The following is a 20,555-nucleotide window of genomic DNA, read 5'->3' as shown; positions in this document are numbered from 1 at the left end:
TGATGGGTATCGCTTCGCTCCACCCATCCTACATCGTCAGCGTCAGCTAATACTCCACCCGCACCAGATACAGCCCCTCCGGAGGCGCCACCGGGCCGCAGGCGGCGCGGTTGCGGGCGGCGAGCGCCGCGGCGAGGTCGTCGGCGCTCCAGCGGCCTTCGCCGACCCAGACCAGTGAGCCCACCATCGAGCGCACCTGGCTGTGCAGGAACGAGCGCGCGGAAGTAAGGATCGAAACCTGATCGCCTTCCCTGATCACGTCGAGTTGGTCCAGCGTCTTCTCCGGCGATTTCGCCTGGCACTCGGTGTCGCGAAACGTCGTGAAATCGTGCTTGCCGAGCAGCCTCTTGGCTGCGGCGTCCATCGCATCCGTATCGAGATGCCGCGGCACCCGCCAGCTCCGCTTGATATCGAGCGCGAGATTGGCTCTGGTGTTGGTGATCCGGTAGCGGTAGTGGCGTCTCTTGGCCGAGAAACGTGCCTCGAAATCATCGGCCACGATCTCCGCCGAGAGCACACCGATCGGATGCGGGCGCAAATGCGCGTTCAACCCATCGCGCAGCCGGCCCGGCGGAAACGGCTTTTGGATATCGCAATGCGCGACCTGCGCCAGCGCATGAACCCCGGCATCGGTACGGCCCGAGCCATGGACGCGCACATCCTCGCCGCAGATCGCCTTCACCGCGGTTTCCAGCGCGCCCTGCACGGTCGGCGCGTTATCCTGGATCTGCCAGCCGGAGAACGGCGTGCCGTCGTATTCGATGATGAGTTTGTAGCGGGGCATCTCAATCCAGTAGAGCCGTCGTTATCCGCCAACCGGTCCGGCCTTTGGCCGGCCGGATGACAGGCTCCGGCGGATGATCCAGTACGCTGCGGCTCCTCGGTTCAATCTCGAAGGCCGCGGCGTACTGGATACCCCGCCATCGCGGGGTATGACAGCGTTAAGAAAACCGCGCACCAGCCTTCAGCGGCGTACCGCGCAGGAAATCCGCGGCCTTCATCCGCGCCTTGCCTTCGCGTTGCAGTTCCAGAATGCGGATCGCGCCGTCACCACAGGCGATCGTCAAACCATCGTCGAGCACCTCGCCGGGCGCACCTGAACCTTTCGCCAACTCACAGCGCAGAATCTTGATCCGCGCCGGCTCGCCGTCGGCAGCCAACTCGCACCAGGCGCCCGGAAACGGCGACAGTCCGTGAATATGCCGCAGCACCTCGCGCGCCGGTCGCTTCCAGTCGATCCGCGCCTCGGCCTTGTCGATCTTGGCGGCGTAGGTCACGCCGTCTTCGCTCTGTTTCTTGAGCTGCAACCCGCCGCGCTCGAGCCCGCCCATGGCGCGCACCATCAGGTCGGCCCCGAGCGGCGCCAGCGCGTCATGCAGGTCGGCCGCCGTCATTAAGTCCGTGATCGCGAGCCGCTCGGCCATCGCGACGTCGCCGGTGTCGAGGCCAACATCCATCTTCGTCACCATCACGCCGGTCTCGGCATCACCTTCCATGATGGCGCGATTGATCGGGGCGGCACCGCGCCAGCGCGGCAGCAGCGAAGCGTGCAGGTTGAAGCAGCCGTAGCGCGGCGCGTCGAGGATGGCCTGCGGCAGGATCATGCCGTAGGCGACGACGACGGCGGCGTCGGCATTGTGCGCGCGGAATTCGGCAAGCGCTTCCGGCGTCTTCAGCGTTGTGGGCGTCAACACGGGAATCCCAAGCCGCCGCGCTTCCTGCTCGACCGGGGTCGGCTGCAGTTTCATGCCGCGCCCGGCCGGCTTTGGCGCACGGGTATAGACCGCCACAACCTCATGGCCATGGGCCACGAGTTCCAGAAGCGTTGGCACAGCGAAATCGGGCGTGCCCATGAAGATCAGGCGGAGTGGCATGAGGTGAAAAATCCCGGGACGGCGTTAGTTTGTTCCGTCATGGCCGGGCATAGTAGTCTGCTTTGCGCAGACTACGTACACTTGTCTGCGCCCCCGGCCATCCACGTCTTTAGTGCGGCACAAAAAGGACGTGGATACCCGGGTCAAGCCCGGGCATGACGGCTGATGGATCACGGCGGAAAAACGCCTACCCCGCCGCGCGCTTGGCGGCTTTCGTAAACTTCTTCATCACGCGGTCGCGCTTCAGCTTCGACAGATAGTCCACGAACAGCACGCCGTTGAGGTGGTCGATCTCATGCTGGATGCAGGTGGCGAACAGGCCATCGGCGTCCTCCTCATGCACCTTGCCGTCGAGATCGGTGTAGCGGATGCGAACCCGCGCCGGGCGTTCGACCTCCTCGTAATATTCGGGGATCGAAAGGCAGCCCTCCTCGTAGACCGACATTTCCTCGGACGAGGAGATGATTTCCGGGTTGATGAACACCCGCGGCTTCGGCTTGGTCTCGCCGTTCTCGTCCTTCTTGGCGAGATCCATGGTGATCAACCGCAAAGGTTGCGCGACCTGGATCGCGGCCAGACCGATGCCGGGCGCGTCGTACATGGTTTCGAACATGTCGTCGGCGAGCTTGCGGATCTCCGTCGTCACCTTTTCGACAGGTTTGGAGACGAGCCGCAACTGCTTGTCCGGCAGGATGATGATTTCTCTGATGGCCATGATTTTTCTCTGGCGCGGGATTTAAGCCGCTGACCTGCCGGGGTCAATCCGCCGCAGCGGCCGTTAAGGCGGCCTTAACCATGATTTTTAAGCCGGCGTTAACCACGATAATTGATCCATCATTTACCATAAATGTTCCCCCTTCGTTCGATTCAAGCGGCGAATCGGGCTACAAGGCTGACATGAACGAAATTCTCTTCATCGTCGGCGACCTGCCGATTCACGTGGGCGAGGCGCTGGCGGGCTTCGGCGCGCTCGCATTGGCGCTGCTGCTGACGATTGCCATCGTCATCGCCCGCTCCGCCCGCCGCGGCGCGGAACTGGCAATGGCGCAGGCGATCCGCGCCGACGAGCTGGAAGAGCGGCTGAGCGAGATGCTGCGAGCGCAGAGCGAATCGACGGGGCGGGTCGACGCCATGGCGCAGGCGCTGGCCGGCCGCCAGGCCGAGATGGCGCGCGCGGTCAACGAGCGGCTGGATTCGGTGACGCATCGCGTCGGCCAATCGATGGAAGCGACCACGCGCCACACCATGGATAGCCTGCGCGTGCTGCACGAGCGGCTCGGCATCATCGACAACGCGCACAAGAACCTCACCGACCTGACGTCTCAAGTGACAACGCTCCGCGACGTCCTCGCCAACAAGCAGTCGCGCGGCGCCTTCGGCCAGGCGCGGATGGAAGCAATCGTGCAGGACGGCATGCCGCAGGGCTCGTATGAGTTCCAGTACACGCTCTCGTCCGGCAAGCGGCCGGATTGCGTGGTGTTCCTGCCGGATCAGCGCCCGCTCTGCATCGACGCCAAATTTCCGCTGGAGGCAATGACCGCGCTGCACGACGCGCGCAGCGACGAGGAGCGAAAATTCGCCACGCAGCGCCTGCGCAACGACGTGATGAAACATGTCAATGACATCGCCGAGAAGTACCTGATCGCCGGCGAGACCCAGGATACCGCGCTGATGTTCGTGCCGTCGGAATCGGTCTATGCCGAAATCCACGACGGCTTTGACGACGTGATCCAAAAAGCCTACCGCGCCCGCGTCGTGCTGGTGTCGCCCTCGCTATTGATGCTGGCGATCCAGGTGATGCAACAGATCCTGAAAGACGCGCGCATGCGCGATGCCGCCGACCAGATCCGCACCGAAGTGCTCAACCTCGGCGACGATCTGGGCCGCTTGCGCGACCGCGTGCTGAAGCTGCAAAAGCATTTTGGCGACGTGAACGAGGACGTCCGCCAGATCCTGATCTCCGCCGACAAAATCGAAAAGCGCGCCGGGCGGATCGAGGAACTCGATTTCAGCAAGACCGATGCGCCGGTGGAAGTGCCGCGCTTCGTCAAGAGCAGCACCCCCGAGCTGTTCCCCGCCCCGCGCAAGCTGCAGGCGGGGGAGTAGGGCCGCATATTAGACTGTCAACGCCCGGGCGATGACAGTGTTGCAAAATCTGCTAACACCCCTGCATGACAGCACCAGAAGCCACCTCTGCGCCCGAGAAAGCCCCCGCGCCAACCTGGCGCGAGGCCTGGGCCGTGTACCTCCAGCCGCGCGTGCTGATCGTCCTGCTGCTCGGCTTTTCGTCGGGGTTGCCGCTGGCGCTATCTGGATCGACGCTCCTAGTGTGGATGCGCGAAGCCGGCGTCGATCTCGGCACCATCGGACTGTTCGCGCTGGTCGGTACGCCCTACACGCTGAAATTTGCCTGGGCGCCGCTGGTCGATGCGCTGCATGTGCCAATCTTCACGCGCGCGTTCGGCCGCAGGCGCGGCTGGCTGGTGTTCTCGCAACTGCTCCTGATCGGCGCGATTATGCTGCTGGCGCTGACCGACCCGGCGCGCTCGCCGCTGTTCGTGGCGCTCGGCGCACTTCTGGTCGCGACCATGTCCTCGACGCAGGACATCGTGGTCGACGCATTCCGTGTCGAGAGCCTGCCCGAAAGCGAACAGGCCGCCGGGATGGCCTCCTACGTCGCGGCCTACCGGATCGGCATGCTGGTCTCGACCGCCGGCGTGCTGTTCCTCGTAAGCGCGTTCGAGGACACCGGCATCGGGCGTAGCTCGGCGTGGATGTGGGGCTATGTTGCCATGGCCGCGCTGGTGCTGATCGGCACCGTCACCGCACTGGCCGCCACCGAGCCTGAACAATCGGTGCGCGCGGAGGCCAAGACCCACGACGAGGCTGCATTCTCGCGCGTCATGCATGCCGCCATCGGGGCGTTCTCCGAATTTCTGGTCCGCAAGCATGCCTTGACGGTGCTGGCCTTCGTGGTGCTGTTCAAACTCACCGACGCGTTTTCCGGCACCATGACCGCGCCGTTCGTGATCGACCTCGGCTTCACCCGCAACGACTACGCCGCCATCGTGAAGGGCGTCGGCCTCGCCGCGACCCTGATCGGCGGTTTTGCCGGCGGCTATGTGGCGCGGCGATATTCGCTGGTCGCAAGCCTCTGGATCGGCGGCGTGCTGCAGGCGATCTCCAACCTGGTGTTTGCGTGGCTCGCCTTTGTCGGCACCAACCAATGGGCACTGGCGGCCGCCATTTCGGCGGAAAACTTCACCGGCGCTATCGGCACCGTGATCTTCGTCGCCTATCTCTCAGCGCTATGCCGGAACCCGTTGCACACGGCGACCCAATACGCGCTGCTCACCGCACTGGCCGCCGTCGGGCGCACCTATCTATCCTCCGGCGCCGGCTATGTGGCGGAGGCGACGGGCTGGCCGCTGTTCTTCGTGATCTCGGTTGCGGTCGCGGTGCCGAGCCTGATCCTGCTGACGTGGCTGCAGCGGCGCGGGCATTTTGAAGCGGTGGGACCGGTGAAGGTTTAGTCTCTCCGTCGTCCTGGCCAAGCGAAGCGCGCGCCGGGACCCATAACCACGAATCTTGCTTGTTGAAATGCGCTGGAGCGCCAGCACGGCCTCACGACGGACATTTGTGGTTATGGGTCCCTGCGTTCGCAGGGACGACGAAGATAGATGCAAGACGCGTCGATCTAATGCTTGGTCACCACGCTCCACTTGGTGATCACGGCTTCGCTGATCTGCCCGGCGTCCTGCGCGCAGGCGACTTCGTCGACCTTCACGGAAATTTCCTTGCCGATGAAATTCTTCAGTTGCGCGGCCTGGGCGTCGCTGCTGGTGACGAGCTGGAACGTCTCGGGCCCGGTTTCGAGATTGCAGAGCCCGTTCGGCGGCGGCAGCCGGCGCGGCTCGCTGGTGATCTGGTAGGTCGCGGCGCGCTTCTTGCCGCCCTTCATGGCGTTGAGTTCGCCGGACAGCACGTCGCCGGCCTTGATCGGCTTGCCGGGCTTCGGTGCGGGCTCGACCTGCTGCGCCCATGCGGAAGGCGCGATCAAAGTCGCCGCCATGATGACCGCAAAACAATAGCGTTTGCCGAATCGAGGTTTCGTCATGTCGATCAGTTCCGTTGGTGATGGTTAGAACAGCGTGCGCTGCCGCATGGCAGCCGATAGCGTACCTTCGTCGAGATAATCAAGCTCGCCGCCGACCGGCACGCCATGGGCAAGCCGGGTGATCTTGACGTTGGCGTCCTGCAGGAGATCGGTGATGTAATGGGCGGTGGTCTGGCCGTCGACCGTGGCGTTCAGCGCGAGCACGATTTCGCTGACTTGCGACTCGTGTGCGCGGGCCACCAGCGCGTCGATGGTCAGGTCCTGCGGACCGATGCCGTCGAGTGGCGACAATGTGGCGCCGAGCACGTGGTAGCGGCCGTTGGTCGCGTTCGCCCGCTCCAACGCCCAGAGGTCGGCGACGTCGGCGACCACGACGATGGTCGAGGGATCGCGCCTCGGGTCAGTGCATACCGTGCAGGGATTTTGCGTATCGATATTGCCGCAGGTCTTGCAGACCTGAATCCTGTCGATGGCCACCTGCAGCGCGCCAGCCAAGGGCGTCATCAGCGCCTCGCGCTTCTTGATCAGGTGCAGCGCCGCGCGCCGCGCCGAGCGCGGCCCGAGCCCCGGCAGGCGCGCCAGGAGCTGGATCAGGCGTTCGATTTCAGGGCCGGCAACGCTTGCGGCCATTTCAGGTGAGACCAAGTCCAGGCGGCAGGCCGAGCCCGCCGGTCAGCGCCTGCATCTTTTCCATCGCCGCGGTTTCCGCCTTGCGCCGCGCGTCGTTCTGCGCGGTGACCAGCAGATCCTCGAGCACTTCGCGCTCCTCGGCCTTCATCAGCGACGGATCGATCTTCACGCCCTTCACTTCCATCTTCGCAGTCATGCGAACGGCAACCAGCCCGCCGCCGGAAATGCCCTCGACCTCGAGATTGCCGAGCTCTTCCTGCATCGCCTGCATCTTGGATTGCAGCTCCGCCGCCTGCTTCATCATGCCGAGAAAATCAGCCATTCATCCGTCCTCTCGAGAGTCCGATCAGTCGTCGTCGCCGTCGGAAGTCTCGTTCAAGTCGTCAGTGATAATATCGGATTCCGGCGGCTCGGCGGCAAGCCTTCGCACCTCGACGACCTTAGTGCCGGGAAACCGCGCCAGCACCTCCTGCACACGCGGATCGGCCTCGGCTGCGCGGGCGTGCTCGTTTCTCGCTTGCTCGTTCTGCGAGCGCAATGTCGGCTGGCCGGCCTCGTTGGAGACGATCACGGTCCAGCGCCGCCCGGTCCACAGTTCCAGCTTGCGGGAGAGGTCGTTGACCAGCCCCCGCGCCGCATTCCGCTCCAGCGCCACCTCAAGCCGGCCGTCCTCGAAGCGGACGAGGCGCATATCGGCTTCCAGCGCCGCCTTGGTCAGGAGATCGCGCTTTTCGCCGGCGAGTGCGACAAGCTGCGGGAAAGTGGTGATCCGCAGAACCGGCGCGGAGTCCGTTTGTGCCGACGGCGCCGCCATTTGTGGGCGCGCGGACGCTTCCGCGCCGGAGCGGGGCGAGGCAGGCGTCCGCATCGGCGATGCGGCAGACATTGAAGATACCGGTGCGGTGGGCGCAGCCCGTGACGGCGCCGCGCTGCCTGACGCGATCTGCGCGCCACCGCCGTTTTGGTCGAGCATCCGGATCGCCTCATCCGGTGTCGGCAAGTCGGCGACATAGGCGATGCGCACCAGCACCATTTCGGCGGCGGCCGCCGGCCGGGTCGCGGTCTGCACCTCCGTGATGCCCTTGAGCAGCATCTGCCACATCCGCGATAGCACCCGCATCGACAGCTTTGCGGCAAATTCACGGGCGCGGACGCGCTCGGTCTCGCCGAACGCGATGTTGTCGGCGGTGGCGGGGACGATCTTCACGCGGGTGACGAAATTGACGAATTCCGCGAGGTCGGACAGCACCACGACCGGATCGGCGCCGACGTCATATTGCGAACGGAATTCGCCAAAGGCGCTGGCGATATCGCCGCGCGCCAGATGCTCGAACAGGTCGATCACCCGGGTCCGGTCGGCAAGCCCCAGCATCTGCCGTACCGCGTCGGCACGGACAAGCCCCGCCGCATGCGCAATTGCCTGATCGAACAGCGACAGCGAATCGCGCACCGAGCCTTCGGCGGCGCGTGCGATGATGCCGAGTGCCTCGGGCTCGACCTCGACACCTTCCTTTTTCGCGATGTTGGAGAGATGCCCCATCAGCACGTCGGCCTCGACCCGGCGCAGGTCAAAACGCTGGCAGCGCGACAGCACGGTGACCGGGACTTTACGGATCTCGGTAGTGGCGAAGACGAATTTGGCATGCTCCGGCGGCTCTTCCAGCGTCTTCAGGAAGGCGTTGAAGGCCGCCGTCGACAGCATGTGGACTTCGTCGATGATGTAGACCTTGTAGCGGGCACTGGCCGGCGCGTAGCGCACGCTGTCGTTGATCTGGCGGACGTCGTCAACGCCGGTATGGGACGCGGCATCCATTTCGAGGACGTCCATGTGCCGGCTTTCCATGATCGCCTGGCAGTGCACGCCGAGATCCGGCATGTGGATGGTCGGCCCCTTCACCGAACCATCCGGCTTCTCGTAGTTGAGCGCGCGGGCTAGAATCCGCGCCGTGGTGGTTTTGCCGACGCCGCGGACGCCGGTCAGGATCCAGGCCTGCGGAATTCGCCCCGTTTCGAACGCGTTCGAAACGGTGCGGACCATCGCTTCCTGGCCGATCAGATCGTCAAAACTGGACGGACGGTATTTGCGTGCCAGCACCCGGTAGGGCTTGGCCGTCTCGCCCTGGCCGCCGAGCTCGAAACCGCTCTGGCCGGCGCCATCTGACTTGTCGGGGGGAGCGCCAGCATCACTCATCGGTCGATCCGCAATTGATTGTCTCTCGGGGCCGGCTTGCGGATAGGAACGGAATCGAGCGCAGGGCGCTGACTGGCCGCGTTCATGCGCGATTCGCTCGAAAAACAGGTAGGAGACTGACGAGCGACCCGATCCGGACCTCGTTAGGGCTGCTTCCTTCCGGACCTGACCCGGTTGGCGAGTGGCTCGTCCACCGCCAATCTCCCGGTCCCTATTTGGGGCCAAAAGGACCGGAAAGCAAGCGGGGCTTTCCCTGTAATACTCCGTAGATCCGCCTTCGCTCGTTGAGGCTACGGCGGACAAGTCAACCGCTTTCGCGGATGATGACACCTTGGTATGAAACCAGGAGTGCCCACAGAAGGCACTTTATCGGCCCGGCATGGATCGGGCATGGGAACTCTTGATGCCCCCTGACGCTTCCACCTGGTCGCTGCATTCTCAGCTCAAAAAGGACACCATCGACATCGGCGACCTGCCGCTGTGCAAGGTGCTGGTGATCAAGGACGCGCATTACCCGTGGCTGCTCCTGGTGCCGCGCCGGGCAGGTGCGGTGGAAATCATCGACCTCGACGACGTCGAGCAGGCGCAGTTGATGACCGAAATCTCCCGGGTTTCGCGGGCGCTCAAAGAAATCACCAAATGCGACAAGCTCAATGTTGCGGCGCTCGGCAATCTGGTGCCGCAGTTGCATGTCCATGTCATCGCGCGGCGCACCAGCGATGCGGCCTGGCCGCGCCCGGTCTGGGGCGTGATGCCGCCGCTCGCGCACGACGCCGAGGAAGTCCAGAATTTCATCAACGCGCTTCGCCGCAAGATCTGGTTGGGTTGAATAGATGTCCGCATTCGACAAATATCCGCTGGGGAAGCCCGCTTTCGTTACCCATATTCTCGATCGCGCCGCGCATCTGCGCACCAATGACGAAAAATTGTTCGCGCTGGAGAACCAGCGCAACGCCAGCGCCTATGTGATCTACCGCGACTCGCTCCTGGTGAAGCAGGAGGCGGATGGGCCGCGCGTGCTGCTCGGCGTCGAAGAAGCCGTGAAGCTCGGCGCCAATCCCGGCACCATCTTTCTGGGCCTGCGCAACGGCGCGCCGGTGTTCGGCATGGGCATTTCGGCGGCCGCCGTGGAAAAGCTGATGACGCGCGACGACGTCGCCGTGACCGAGCTGCGCGGCATGGCCATGCAGGGCACCGTGCCGCCAGAACAACTCTCCGCGATCGCCATGGCCAAATCGATGGTGACCTGGCATCAGCGCCACGGCTATTGCGCCAATTGCGGCACCCGCACCGCGATGAAGGAAGGCGGCTGGAAGCGCGAGTGCCCGAGCTGCAAGGCAGAGCACTTTCCGCGCACCGATCCGGTCGTGATCATGCTGGTTACGCACGGTGATCGATGCCTGCTCGGCCGCCAGAAGCAGTTCATGCCTGGAATGTGGTCGTGCCTCGCCGGCTTCGTCGAAGCGGCCGAAACGATCGAGGACGCGGTCTGCCGGGAAATTTTCGAGGAATCCGGCATTCGTTGCACCGACGTGAGCTACTACATGACGCAGCCGTGGCCCTATCCGTCATCGCTGATGATCGGATGTTCCGCGCGCGCGCTCAACGAGCAGATCGTAGTGGACCGCGCAGAGCTCGAGGACGCGCGCTGGTTCGATCGCGCCGAAGTCGCTCTCATGCACAAGCGCCAACACCCCGACGGCCTGTTTGCCGCGCACCCCTTCGCGATCGCGCATCATTTGATCGGCCAATGGTTGCATCCGCGGGGATAACTGCGCGTAGCACGGAACCGGCGCCTGCTTGCTCGATTAACTCGGGACTTTGAACGGACATGACGGACTCACGCATGAACTTTCAGGACAAGGCGCCGAAAATACCTCCGCGTGTCCTCTGCATCGGCATGCCGGTGCGTGACCTCACTTTTCATACGCCGGGTGTTCCCGGGCGCGGTTCCAAGGAGAACGCCACCGCATTCGACGAAATCTGCGGCGGCAACGCGCTCAATGGCGCGATCGGCATCGTTCGGCTCGGTGGCCGCGCCTCGATTTGCGGGCCGATGGGCGATGCCAAGGAAACATCGAGCCGCTTCATCTTCGAGCAGATGGCGCATGAGGGCATCGAGACAAAACATCTCATCCACATGCCGGGGCTGGTGACGCCGATCTCGGCGGTGATGATCGATCCTTCCGGCGAGCGCACCATCGTGACCTTCCGCGATCCGAACCTGTGGCATGTGAAGTTGCCCGACTTCGACACGCTGCTGGACGATTGCGCCGCCATTCTCACCGAGAGCCGCTGCGCGGAATTCTGCACCGAACTCTGCGCCGAGGCGGTCCGGCGCGGCATTCCCGTCATTGTCGACGTCGATCGCGCGATGTCGATGCGCGAGGGACTGTTGAACGCCTCGACGCATCTGGTGTTCTCGAGCGAGCCGCTGCAGGAGACCGCAGATGTTAGCGACGATGCCCAGGCGCTGAAGAAGATTGCAAAACTGACCCCCTCGTTTCTGGCGGGAACCCGAGGCCCGAGGGGCACGATCTGGCTCGACGAGAACGGCGGTATCCAGGAAACCCCGGCTTTCCCGGTGCATACGGTAGACACCCTGGGCGCCGGCGACGTGTTCCACGGCGCGTTTGCGCTCGCGATTACCGAGAAGCAGGAATTGCGGCAGGCGCTTCGATTTGCCTCCGCCGCGGCGGCGTTGAAATGCACCCGCTTCGGGGGAGCTTTCGCAGCCCCTCAACGTGCTGAAGTTGAAGAGTTTTTGACCCACGGCCATGTTGCGGGCCAGACCTCGGCCGGCCACTAGCGGCTTGCTATAGAAGAATTTTCTATATATGAGAGGATCAGACCTTTCATATGGAACATTCTTCTCATGACTGACCTAGCCGTTCAGCTCCCTGAAGCCAGCCGCCGGCTGGATGCCATCGACCGCAAGATCCTGACCGTGCTGCAGGAGGACGCCTCGCTATCGGTTGCCGAGATTGGGGACCGGGTCGGGCTGTCGTCGACGCCGTGCTGGAAGCGGATCCAGCGGCTGGAGGCCGATGGCGTGATCCTGCGCCGGGTGGCGCTGGTCGACCAGAACAAGATCGGGCTCGGCATTTCCGTGTTCGTCTCAGTCGAGAGCGCCGACCATTCCGAGGCCTGGCTGCGAAAGTTCGCCGACGCCGTCAGCGCCATGCCCGAGGTGATGGAATTCTACCGGATGGCCGGCGACGTCGATTACATGCTGCGCGTCGTGGTCGCCGATATGGCGAGCTATGACGTGTTCTACAAAAAGCTGATCAGCGCAGTGCCGCTGAAGAACGTCACCTCGCGGTTTGCGATGGAGAAGATCAAGTCGGTGACCGCACTGCCAGTGCCGGCGGCGTAGAGTTATCGCCATTCGCGAAGCTGTCATCGCCCGGCTTGACCGCCCAGTATTCCAGAGACGCCCATTTTCGATCGAGAAGCCGCGGCGTACTGGGTCCCCCGCCTTCGCCTTCGCGGGGGACGACGATCGAGAGTGGGGCAGCAATGCGCCCCTCTCAAATCTTCTGATTATACTTCCCCACTTCCGGATGCGTGCGCAGCACGGAATCCATCGCTTCGAACATGTCGCGCATGCGCGCCTCACTCACCGGGCTCTCGACCACGACCACCAGTTCCGGCTTGTTCGATGAGGCCCGCACCAGGCCCCAGCTTCCATCTTCCACGGTAACGCGCACGCCGTTGACGGTGACGAGATCGCGGATCTTCTGGCCGGCGACCTTGTCGCCCTTCTTCTGCAGCGTTTCGAAGTGCTTCACCACGGCGTCGGCGACGCGGTATTTCACTTCGTCTGCGCAATGCGGCGACATCGTCGGCGACGACCAGGTTTTCGGCAGCGCGTTCTTCAGGTCTGCCATCGACTTGTCAGGTGCGCGATCGAGCATCTCGCAGATCGCAACTGCCGAGACCAGGCCGTCGTCATAGCCGCGGCCGAACGGCTTGTTGAAGAAGAAGTGGCCAGATTTCTCGAATCCCGCCAGCGCGCCCATCTCGTTGGTGCGGCGTTTCATGTAGGAATGGCCGGTCTTCCAGTAGGCCGTTTTTGCGCCCTGCTTTTGCAGCACCGGATCCGTGACGAACAATCCCGTCGATTTCACGTCGACCACGAACTGCGCTTCCTTGTGGATAGCCGACATGTCGCGCGCCAGCATCACGCCGACCTTGTCGGCGAAGATTTCCTCTCCGGTGTTGTCGACGACACCGCAGCGGTCGCCGTCGCCGTCGAAGCCCAGGCCCACATCGGCCTTGTGCTTGAGCACGGCGTCGCGGATCGCGTGCAGCATCTCCATGTCTTCCGGATTCGGATTGTATTTCGGAAACGTGTGGTCGAGCTCGGTGTCGAGCGGAATTACTTCACAGCCGATCGCCTCCAAAACCTGCGGCGCGAACGCGCCCGCAGTGCCGTTGCCGCAGGCGGCAACAACCTTCAGCTTGCGCTTCAGCTTCGGACGCTTGGTGAGATCGGCGATATAGCGCGCCGGAAAATTCTCGTGGAATTGATAGGAGCCGCCGACCCTGTTCGAGAAATCGGCGTTGAGCACAATCTCCTTCAGCCGCGTCATCTCGTCGGGGCCGAAGGTGAGCGGGCGGTTGGCGCCCATCTTGACGCCGGTCCAGCCATTGTCGTTGTGCGAGGCGGTGACCATGGCGACGCAGGGCACGTCGAGATCGAACTGCGCGAAATAGGCCATCGGCGTCACCGCGAGCCCGATGTCGTGCACCTTGCAGCCCGCGGCCATCAGGCCGGAAATCAACGCGTATTTGATCGAAGCAGAATAGCCACGGAAATCGTGGCCGGTGACGATTTCCTGTTTCACGCCGAGTTCCGCAATCAGCGTACCGAGCCCCATGCCCAGCGCCTGAACACCCATCAAATTGATTTCCTTCTCGAACAGCCAGCGCGCGTCGTATTCGCGGAAACCAGTCGCCTTCACCATCGGCCCGGATTCGAAGTCATAGGTATTCGGAACCAGCACGGATTTGGGCTTCGGGAACATGGGATAGCCTTGTCATGAAAGCGAGGGAACCGCAGCCATAGCGAATACGCCGGCCCGGCGATAGGCGGGACCGGCGCCTTGTGGCGGCTAATTGCGGCGAATTTGGCAGTTGCGGCAAACGGCGCCACCGGACTTAGGCGCCCGATCTCCGAATCTCTGCTTCGATGACAAATTGGGCAGCAACGTCCTCGTAGTCGTGACGATAGACGTTTCCGGCGTCTGCCATTTTCTTCGCCAAATCGATGTGATGGAGGATATCGCGGAGCGCGCGGTTCGTAGGATCAGAAGGCATAGATCGCGTCGGCCATTGCCGCCGGGCGGACATAAGGCTTGAGCCCTTCGCGGTTCACAACGTCCACGGGCCGATCAAAAAGCTGCGCGATGTATTCCTTGATATCCACGTAGTCGAAGACCGTAACACGAGCCTCCGGATCGAATTCGATCATGATATCGATATCGCTGTCAGGACGATTTTCGCCGCGTGCCACAGACCCGAACAAGGCAGCATGCTTCACACCCCGCCCGCGCAGGGCGTGTTCGGAGCGTCGCAGGGTCTCCAAGGCTTCGGAACTGTTCATCTGAAAAATATAGATGCCGCCAGGCCGGGCGGAAAGCTCTACTGTTCCAGCACCATCTTGCCGTTGGCGTATTCGAAGCGCTTCAGCTTCGACAGGAACGACAGGCCGAGCAGGTTCTCGGACAACGCCTCGTCAGGCAGCACCACGGCGTCGACGTCGCGCACCACGAGGCCGCCGAGTTCGATCATCGCAAGCCGCGTACGCGCGGCCTTGATGGTGCCGTTGGCCGTGGTGACGGTCGCGTTGTAGTCGCTGCGCGAGGGACGCAGGCCAAACCGCGCCGCCGACTTTTCGTTCAGCGCCACCAGCGAGGCGCCGGTGTCGACCATGAAGTTGATGCGCTGCCCGTCGATGCGGCCGTCAGCCTGGAAATGGCCGCGCGCATCGCGGGGAATGTCGAGGCTGCGGCTGGAGGCTTGCGCGACCGTTTGCACGGGAGCTTTTTGAGGCGACGTGCTGGCGGAGGCCGAGGCCGGCGACATCTTATTTGCCATCTGCGCCATGTAGGTGCCGAGGCCGACCAGGACGGCGGCAAGGATCATCAGGTTACGCATCACGCCACACTCGACTGCCAGACCGCCGATATCACCACGCCAGCCGCGAAACCGCGACTAACGGCGATGACTGGGCCTGCCATTTTGACGAAAAGGATGAGCGAAGTGTTAATGGGCCGAAATCGTCATGCGCGGGCTTGACCCGCGCGTATCGGTCCCCTCACGTCCCGCGCGGCTTGACCCGGCGGGTCGGCAGCGCGGTGGCCGGGTCTTCCGGCCAGGGGTGGCGGGGATAGCGGCCGCGGAGGTCGGAACGCACCGCGGCATAGCTGCCGCGCCAGAAGCCTGGAAGGTCGCGCGTCACCTGCACCGGGCGTTGCGCCGGGGACAGCAATTCGAGCACCAGCGGCACCTTGCCTTTGGCGATCGAAGGATGGGTGTTGAGCCCGAACAGTTCCTGCAGGCGCACAGCGATGGTCGGGCCCTGCTCGGCCTCGTAGTCGATCGCGAGCATGGTGCCGGTCGGAGCCTCGAAATGCGTCGGCGCCTCGCGCTCCAGCCGCGCGCGCAATTCCCATGGCAACAGCGTCATCAGCGCATCTGAGAGATCGCCGGGGAAAAAATCCTTCAGCGAGGTCTTGTCGTAGAGCGCGGGCACCAGCCAGTTTTCGGCTTCGGCTGCCAGCGCAGCATCCGACAGATCGGGCCAGCTCTCACCTTCCGCCTTGCGCAGGAACATCACGCGGTCGCGCCATTGCTTCAGGGATTTCGACCACGGCAGCTTATCGAGTCCGGCGGCGACCAAGCCCGCAGCGAAGATGCGTGCGGTCTCTGCCGACGGCGACAGCGCCATCGGCGCTTCCGACAGCGTGATTGCGTGCAGCGTCCGCTTGCGGCGCGCACGCAGCGCCATCGCGCCGCGATCGAACGAAATCTCTTCGGTGCTTTCGATCTGATCGGCGAAATGCGATTCAATGTCTCCTTGGGCGATCGGTGCTGCCAGCAGAATGCGTCCCTGGGCTGCGGTGCCGGTCAGTTCGGCGACCGCGATATAGGGCGCGCGCGCCAGCGACGAGGTTTGCTCGACGGCGGCGCCACGGCCGTTGGCGAGCACGAAACTGCCGTTGCCGCGGTTGCGGGCGACCCGATCGGGAAAGGCGAGTGCGAGCATGACGCCTGTTGAAAGTTCGGCGTTAGGGACGCGAGACTGCCCGGGCTCCCCTCCCCCTTGCGGGGAGGGGCGGGGGAAGGGGGTGGCCGCAGGAAAGACTGCCCGTGTGGCCCCCTCTCCCCGGCCCTCCCCCGAAAGGGGGGAGGGAGAAGAGAGAGCCGACTCGTTGGCGCGCTCCGTCGCCGCCACCTGCTGGGCCCAGCGCTGTGCGAGGCTACGCGCGCTGGAAGCACGCGGCGAGCGGTCGCGGCGGAACTGATCGAGCCTGACATCGAGATCGACGCTGTCGCCGCCGAGGCCGCGCTCGGTGAGAACAGCGGCGATTTCGGCGGCCTCTTCGCCCGCGCCTAGCCGGTGCGAATCCACGATCATGCGCGCCAGCCGCGGCGGCAGCGCCAGCGCACGCAGGCTCTTGCCCTCTGCGGTGATGCGGCCGTCGCCATCGAGAGCGCCGAGTTCGAGAAGCAGGCTGCCCGCTTCCTTCAACGCCGGCGCCGGCGGGAGATCGAGAAACGCCAGCGTCGCCGGATCGCGGACGCCCCATTGCGCGAGATCGAGCACCAGCGAGGATAGATCGGCCGAAAGAATTTCGGGCTGGGTGTAGGCGGCAAGCGACGCCGTCTGCGGCTCGTCCCACAGCCGGTAGCACACGCCGGGCTCGGTGCGGCCAGCGCGGCCGCGGCGCTGGTCGACCGCGGCGCGCGAGGCGCGCACGGTCTCCAGCCGCGTCAGGCCTATATCGGGCTCGTAACGCGGCACCCGCGCCAGGCCGGAATCGACGACGATGCGGACGCCCTCGATGGTGAGCGAGGTCTCGGCGATCGAAGTCGCCAGCACGACTTTGCGTTGCCCCTTCGGTGCCGGCGCGATGGCGCGGTCCTGCACGGCGGCCTCCAGCGCGCCGAACAGCGGCACGATCTCGACGCTCGCGTCATGAACCCGCTCGGCGAGAAAATTCTGCGTCCGGCGGATTTCGGCAGCGCCCGGCAGAAACGCCAGCACCGAGCCGGGATCGGCACGCAGCGCGGTCGCGATCGCATCCGCCATCTGCCGCTCGATCGGCGCATCGGCCTTGCGGCCGAGATAGCGCGTCTCCACCGGAAAAGCGCGACCTTCGCTGGCAACGACAGGCGCGTCGCCGAGCAACTTGCCGACCCTTGCGCCGTCGAGTGTCGCCGACATCACGAGGATGCGCAGGTCCTCGCGCAGGCCGGTCTGCGCATCGCGGGCGAGCGCGAGCCCCAGATCGGCGTCGAGCGAACGCTCGTGAAATTCATCGAACAGCACGGCAGCAACGCCGTTCAACTCGGGATCATCGAGAATCTGGCGTGAAAAGATTCCCTCGGTGACCACCTCGATCCGGGTCGCGCGCGAGATCTTGGAGCCGAAGCGGACGCGATAGCCGACGGTCTCTCCTGCCCGCTCGCCGAGCGTCCGCGCCATTCGTTCGGCGCTGGCCCGCGCCGCGATCCGCCGCGGCTCCAGCATGATGACCTTCTTGTCCTTCAGCCAGGGCGCATCGAGCAGCGCCAGCGGCACCCGCGTGGTTTTGCCGGCCCCCGGAGGCGCCACCAGCACCGCCGCGTTGTTGGCCGCGAGCGTACGCCCGAGTTCGTCGAGCACCGCGTCGATCGGCAGGGGCGTGTCGAAGGTAAGAGGCAATATCTCTCATCCGTCATCACCCGCCTTGTGCGCGATTGCGCACTGGGGCGGGTGATCCATAAACGCAGACGCTACTGATTACGAAGATCGTGCGTACTGGGTACCCCGCCTGCGCAGGGTATGACAACTGTGGTTGCGGCTACACCTTCGGCTCAGGCGCCCGTCCGACACTCTCATACGTGAAGCCCTGCGCGGCCATGTCCTCGGGGCGATAGATGTTGCGCAGGTCGACCACCACGGGCTGCGCCATTTCATTCTTCAGGCGCTCCAGATCAAGCGCACGGAACTGGACCCACTCGGTGACGATCACCAGCGCATCGGCGCCGCGCGCGCATTCGTAGGGGTCGGTGCAATATTCGATCTCGGGCAATTCCTTCTTCGCCTGCTCCATGCCAACCGGATCGTGTGCGCGCACCTTGGCGCCCATGTCGAGGAGACCTGTCACCAGCGGGATCGACGGCGCCTCGCGCATGTCGTCGGTATCGGGTTTGAAGGTGAGGCCGAGCACCGCCACCGTCTTGCCGCGCAGGCCGCCGGTTGCGTTGGAAACCTTGCGCGCCATCGCCCGCTTTCTGATGTCGTTGACGCCGAGCACGGCCTCGACGATGCGGAGCTGCACGTCATGGTCCTGGGCGATCTTGACCAGCGCGCGGGTATCCTTCGGAAAGCAGGAGCCGCCGAAGCCCGGACCGGCATGCAGGAATTTTGAGCCAATGCGGTTGTCGAGCCCGATGCCGCGCGCGACTTGCTGCACGTCGGCGCCGACTTTTTCCGAGAGATCGGCAATCTCGTTGATGAAGGTGATCTTGGTGGCGAGGAACGCGTTGGCCGCGTATTTGATCAGTTCGGCGGTGCGCCGCGCCGTGAACATCAACGGCGCCTGGTTGAGCGACAGCGGCCGGTAGACGTCGCCCAGCACCTTGCGCCCGCGTTCGTCGTCGGTCCCGACCACGATTCGGTCGGGGAATTTGAAGTCGCGGATCGCGGCGCCCTCGCGCAAAAATTCCGGATTGGAGGCGACCACGACGTCGGCCGACGGATTGGCCTCGCGGATCAATCGTTCGACCTCATCGCCTGTGCCGACCGGCACGGTCGATTTGGTGACCACCACGGTGAAGCCGGACAGCGCGGCTGCGATCTCGCGCGCAGCGCTGTAGACGTAGGTGAGGTCGGCATGGCCGTCGCCACGCCGCGAGGGCGTTCCGACGGCGATGAACACGGCGTCGGCTTCCGCCACCGGCGCGCTCAGGTCGGTGGTGAAATCCAGCCGCTTGGCCCTGACGTTGGAGGCCACCAGCGCGTCGAGCCCGGGCTCGAAAATCGGGATCTCACCTCGGCGCAGGGCTTCGATCTTGCCGGCGTCCTTGTCCACGCAGGTGACCTGGTGGCCGAAATCGGCAAAGCAGGCGCCGGATACCAGCCCCACATAGCCCGTGCCAATCATGGCGATTCGCATGAAAACAATCCGTATTTGATGGTTAACGCCAATCCCGATTTTGCGGGCGTCTTAGAGCATTTTTCACCAAAGGGGGAAACCGGAAAAAGTGCCCGATCCCGGCATGTGATTTGTATGGATAAAGAAGAAAGCAACGGATCGGGCCGAAGATGCGGCCGCCTCGCGCCGAAAAGGGACACCGATGACTTCAAACGGTACATCCGCCGTCACGGAACGCTCCACCCGCATCGACTGGGTGGACTACGCCAAGGGCATCTGCATCATCATGGTGGTGATGATGCATTCGGTGCTGGGGGTCGAAGCGGCGGCCGGCCAGAGCGGCTTCATGCACGCGTTCGTGATGTTCGCAAAACCGTTCCGGATGCCGGATTTCTTCCTGATTTCGGGCCTGTTTCTTGCCGTTGTCATCGACCGTGACTGGCGCACCTATCTCGACCGCAAGGTCCTGCACTTCGCTTATTTCTATGTGCTGTGGGTGACGATCCAGTTCGGCTTCAAGGCTCCTGGCTTCGCCGCTGAATCGGGTTGGCGGCATGTCGGATTCATGTATCTGGAATCCTTCATCGAGCCGTTCGGCACGCTGTGGTTCATTTATTTGTTGCCGGTATTCTTCGTTGTCACAAAATTGTTGCGTGGCGTCCCGCCGCTCGCGATCTGGCTCGCGGCCGCGGCGCTCGAGATGGCGCATATCACGACCGGCTGGACCGTGATCGACGAATTCTGCGGGCGTTTCGTCTATTTCTATTCCGGCTACCTGTTCGCCAACTACGTGTTCGCGTTGTCGGACCGCGCGCGGGCGCGCCCGGCCCTCGCACTCGTGGGCGTCGCGTTGTGGACGCTCGTCAACGGCGCGCTGGTCGTATCCGGCTTTGACGAATGGCCGCTCGTTTCACTGGCGCTCGGCTTTGCGGGCGCCGGCGCCATCATCGTCATGGGCACGCTGCTGGCGCGCATGCAGTGGCTGAATTTCCTGCGCTATTGCGGCGAGCATTCCATCGTCATCTATCTCGCCTTCTTCCTACCGATGGCGGTGACCCGAACGCTGCTTTTGAAGACCGGCCTGATCGCTGATATCGGGATGGTCTCGCTGATCGTGACGGTCGCAGGCGTCGCCGGAGCGGTGGTGATCTGGCGCCTGGCACTGGCGCTGCGGGCGAACTTCCTGTTCGAGCGCCCGGCCGCGTTCTGGATCGTGCCGAAAAAGGCCGCGCCGGCGCTGCAGCTGGCGGCGTAATCTCTATCGTCGTCCCTGCGAACGCACTAGGGCATCTACACGTCTTGGGGACGCGACAGATTGACTCGGGGCGGCATGATGTGCGTTCGCCGCAGCGTTTTGTATGATTCTCTCTCTG

At 64.0% G+C, this 20,555-nt stretch carries 19 protein-coding genes and 1 other RNA gene; 7 read left to right on the top strand and 13 right to left on the bottom strand.

Annotation, left to right across the window (positions count from 1 at the left end):
* Positions 1-46 precede the first annotated feature (46 nt).
* The 3 genes from truA to def form a co-directional block, all read right to left on the bottom strand.
* Positions 47-784, bottom strand: a complete 738-nt coding sequence (truA, locus tag V1290_RS21455; protein ID WP_334366248.1) for a tRNA pseudouridine(38-40) synthase TruA — start codon at positions 782-784, stop codon at positions 47-49.
* A 157-nt stretch (positions 785-941) separates the two neighbouring features.
* Positions 942-1,874: a methionyl-tRNA formyltransferase gene (gene fmt, locus V1290_RS21450; protein ID WP_334366247.1), complete on the bottom strand. Its 933-nt coding sequence runs from the start codon at positions 1,872-1,874 to the stop codon at positions 942-944.
* A 187-nt stretch (positions 1,875-2,061) separates the two neighbouring features.
* Positions 2,062-2,589, bottom strand: coding sequence for a peptide deformylase (def, locus tag V1290_RS21445; RefSeq protein ID WP_334366246.1), 528 nt, complete (start codon positions 2,587-2,589; stop codon positions 2,062-2,064).
* 182 nt (positions 2,590-2,771) lie between these two features.
* Here def and V1290_RS21440 point away from each other — a divergent pair, with 182 nt between their 5' ends.
* Both V1290_RS21440 and V1290_RS21435 read left to right on the top strand, forming a co-directional pair.
* Positions 2,772-3,980, top strand: coding sequence for a DNA recombination protein RmuC (locus V1290_RS21440; protein WP_334366245.1), 1,209 nt, complete (start codon positions 2,772-2,774; stop codon positions 3,978-3,980).
* Positions 3,981-4,045: 65 nt separating this feature from the next.
* Positions 4,046-5,407, top strand: coding sequence for an AmpG family muropeptide MFS transporter (locus V1290_RS21435; protein WP_334366244.1), 1,362 nt, complete (start codon positions 4,046-4,048; stop codon positions 5,405-5,407).
* Positions 5,408-5,571: 164 nt separating this feature from the next.
* Here V1290_RS21435 and V1290_RS21430 read toward each other — a convergent pair whose 3' ends face one another.
* The 5 genes from V1290_RS21430 to ffs form a co-directional block, all read right to left on the bottom strand.
* Positions 5,572-5,991, bottom strand: coding sequence for a hypothetical protein (locus V1290_RS21430; protein WP_334366243.1), 420 nt, complete (start codon positions 5,989-5,991; stop codon positions 5,572-5,574).
* Between the two features lie 24 nt (positions 5,992-6,015).
* Positions 6,016-6,621: a recombination mediator RecR gene (gene recR / locus V1290_RS21425; RefSeq protein WP_028351632.1), complete on the bottom strand. Its 606-nt coding sequence runs from the start codon at positions 6,619-6,621 to the stop codon at positions 6,016-6,018.
* 1 nt (position 6,622) lies between these two features.
* A complete protein-coding gene (locus V1290_RS21420; RefSeq protein ID WP_057841937.1) occupies positions 6,623-6,943 on the bottom strand; it encodes a YbaB/EbfC family nucleoid-associated protein in 321 nt (106 codons plus the stop codon).
* Between the two features lie 24 nt (positions 6,944-6,967).
* Positions 6,968-8,812, bottom strand: a complete 1,845-nt coding sequence (locus V1290_RS21415; protein ID WP_334366242.1) for a DNA polymerase III subunit gamma/tau — start codon at positions 8,810-8,812, stop codon at positions 6,968-6,970.
* A 108-nt stretch (positions 8,813-8,920) separates the two neighbouring features.
* An RNA gene (gene ffs / locus V1290_RS21410) (signal recognition particle sRNA small type) lies at positions 8,921-9,017 on the bottom strand.
* A gap of 198 nt (positions 9,018-9,215) precedes the next feature.
* Here ffs and V1290_RS21405 point away from each other — a divergent pair.
* From V1290_RS21405 to V1290_RS21390, 4 genes are all read left to right on the top strand, one after another.
* Positions 9,216-9,641, top strand: a complete 426-nt coding sequence (locus V1290_RS21405) for an HIT family protein (RefSeq protein WP_334366241.1) — start codon at positions 9,216-9,218, stop codon at positions 9,639-9,641.
* A 4-nt stretch (positions 9,642-9,645) separates the two neighbouring features.
* A complete protein-coding gene (gene nudC, locus V1290_RS21400) occupies positions 9,646-10,584 on the top strand; it encodes an NAD(+) diphosphatase (protein ID WP_334366240.1) in 939 nt (312 codons plus the stop codon).
* Positions 10,585-10,658: 74 nt separating this feature from the next.
* Positions 10,659-11,621: a sugar kinase gene (locus V1290_RS21395; protein ID WP_334366239.1), complete on the top strand. Its 963-nt coding sequence runs from the start codon at positions 10,659-10,661 to the stop codon at positions 11,619-11,621.
* A 66-nt stretch (positions 11,622-11,687) separates the two neighbouring features.
* Positions 11,688-12,188 carry an Lrp/AsnC family transcriptional regulator gene (locus V1290_RS21390; protein WP_028351627.1) on the top strand — a complete coding sequence of 167 codons (501 nt, stop codon included), beginning with the start codon at positions 11,688-11,690 and terminating at the stop codon, positions 12,186-12,188.
* A 154-nt stretch (positions 12,189-12,342) separates the two neighbouring features.
* On the opposite strand, the gene V1290_RS21385 is transcribed toward V1290_RS21390, so the two are convergent.
* The 5 genes from V1290_RS21385 to V1290_RS21365 form a co-directional block, all read right to left on the bottom strand.
* Complete coding sequence (locus V1290_RS21385) at positions 12,343-13,842, bottom strand: phosphomannomutase/phosphoglucomutase (RefSeq protein ID WP_334366237.1); 1,500 nt, start codon at positions 13,840-13,842, stop codon at positions 12,343-12,345.
* Between the two features lie 281 nt (positions 13,843-14,123).
* Positions 14,124-14,420, bottom strand: a complete 297-nt coding sequence (locus V1290_RS21380; RefSeq protein ID WP_334366236.1) for a nucleotidyltransferase family protein — start codon at positions 14,418-14,420, stop codon at positions 14,124-14,126.
* A gap of 38 nt (positions 14,421-14,458) precedes the next feature.
* Positions 14,459-14,962: a TIGR02281 family clan AA aspartic protease gene (locus tag V1290_RS21375; protein ID WP_334369118.1), complete on the bottom strand. Its 504-nt coding sequence runs from the start codon at positions 14,960-14,962 to the stop codon at positions 14,459-14,461.
* A gap of 172 nt (positions 14,963-15,134) precedes the next feature.
* Entirely contained in the window at positions 15,135-17,747 is a 2,613-nt protein-coding gene (gene hrpB / locus V1290_RS21370; protein WP_334366235.1) for an ATP-dependent helicase HrpB, read from the bottom strand.
* Positions 17,748-17,886: 139 nt separating this feature from the next.
* Positions 17,887-19,203 (bottom strand): UDP-glucose dehydrogenase family protein, encoded by a 1,317-nt coding sequence (locus V1290_RS21365; RefSeq protein ID WP_334366234.1) that lies wholly within the window; start codon positions 19,201-19,203, stop codon positions 17,887-17,889.
* A gap of 181 nt (positions 19,204-19,384) precedes the next feature.
* Between V1290_RS21365 and V1290_RS21360 the strand changes: the two genes are divergently transcribed.
* On the top strand, positions 19,385-20,437 hold the full coding sequence (locus tag V1290_RS21360) for an acyltransferase family protein (RefSeq protein ID WP_334366233.1): 1,053 nt from the start codon (positions 19,385-19,387) through the stop codon (positions 20,435-20,437).
* Positions 20,438-20,555 lie beyond the last annotated feature (118 nt).

Source organism: Bradyrhizobium sp. AZCC 1578, assembly GCF_036924675.1.
Lineage (GTDB): Bacteria > Pseudomonadota > Alphaproteobacteria > Rhizobiales > Xanthobacteraceae > Bradyrhizobium.
This window is presented reverse-complemented; position numbering and strand designations above follow the sequence as displayed.

Bases quoted from the DNA above. Each gene is read 5' to 3' on its own strand.
- truA (WP_334366248.1), bottom strand. From the start codon at position 784: ATGCCCCGCTACAAACTCATCATCGAATACGACGGCACGCCGTTCTCC.
- fmt (WP_334366247.1), bottom strand. From the start codon at position 1,874: ATGCCACTCCGCCTGATCTTCATGGGCACGCCCGATTTCGCTGTGCCA.
- def (WP_334366246.1), bottom strand. From the start codon at position 2,589: ATGGCCATCAGAGAAATCATCATCCTGCCGGACAAGCAGTTGCGGCTC.
- V1290_RS21440 (WP_334366245.1), top strand. From the start codon at position 2,772: ATGAACGAAATTCTCTTCATCGTCGGCGACCTGCCGATTCACGTGGGC.
- V1290_RS21435 (WP_334366244.1), top strand. From the start codon at position 4,046: ATGACAGCACCAGAAGCCACCTCTGCGCCCGAGAAAGCCCCCGCGCCA.
- V1290_RS21430 (WP_334366243.1), bottom strand. From the start codon at position 5,991: ATGACGAAACCTCGATTCGGCAAACGCTATTGTTTTGCGGTCATCATG.
- recR (WP_028351632.1), bottom strand. From the start codon at position 6,621: ATGGCCGCAAGCGTTGCCGGCCCTGAAATCGAACGCCTGATCCAGCTC.
- V1290_RS21420 (WP_057841937.1), bottom strand. From the start codon at position 6,943: ATGGCTGATTTTCTCGGCATGATGAAGCAGGCGGCGGAGCTGCAATCC.
- V1290_RS21415 (WP_334366242.1), bottom strand. From the start codon at position 8,812: ATGAGTGATGCTGGCGCTCCCCCCGACAAGTCAGATGGCGCCGGCCAG.
- V1290_RS21405 (WP_334366241.1), top strand. From the start codon at position 9,216: ATGCCCCCTGACGCTTCCACCTGGTCGCTGCATTCTCAGCTCAAAAAG.
- nudC (WP_334366240.1), top strand. From the start codon at position 9,646: ATGTCCGCATTCGACAAATATCCGCTGGGGAAGCCCGCTTTCGTTACC.
- V1290_RS21395 (WP_334366239.1), top strand. From the start codon at position 10,659: ATGAACTTTCAGGACAAGGCGCCGAAAATACCTCCGCGTGTCCTCTGC.
- V1290_RS21390 (WP_028351627.1), top strand. From the start codon at position 11,688: ATGACTGACCTAGCCGTTCAGCTCCCTGAAGCCAGCCGCCGGCTGGAT.
- V1290_RS21385 (WP_334366237.1), bottom strand. From the start codon at position 13,842: ATGTTCCCGAAGCCCAAATCCGTGCTGGTTCCGAATACCTATGACTTC.
- V1290_RS21380 (WP_334366236.1), bottom strand. From the start codon at position 14,420: ATGAACAGTTCCGAAGCCTTGGAGACCCTGCGACGCTCCGAACACGCC.
- V1290_RS21375 (WP_334369118.1), bottom strand. From the start codon at position 14,962: ATGATCCTTGCCGCCGTCCTGGTCGGCCTCGGCACCTACATGGCGCAG.
- V1290_RS21365 (WP_334366234.1), bottom strand. From the start codon at position 19,203: ATGCGAATCGCCATGATTGGCACGGGCTATGTGGGGCTGGTATCCGGC.
- V1290_RS21360 (WP_334366233.1), top strand. From the start codon at position 19,385: ATGACTTCAAACGGTACATCCGCCGTCACGGAACGCTCCACCCGCATC.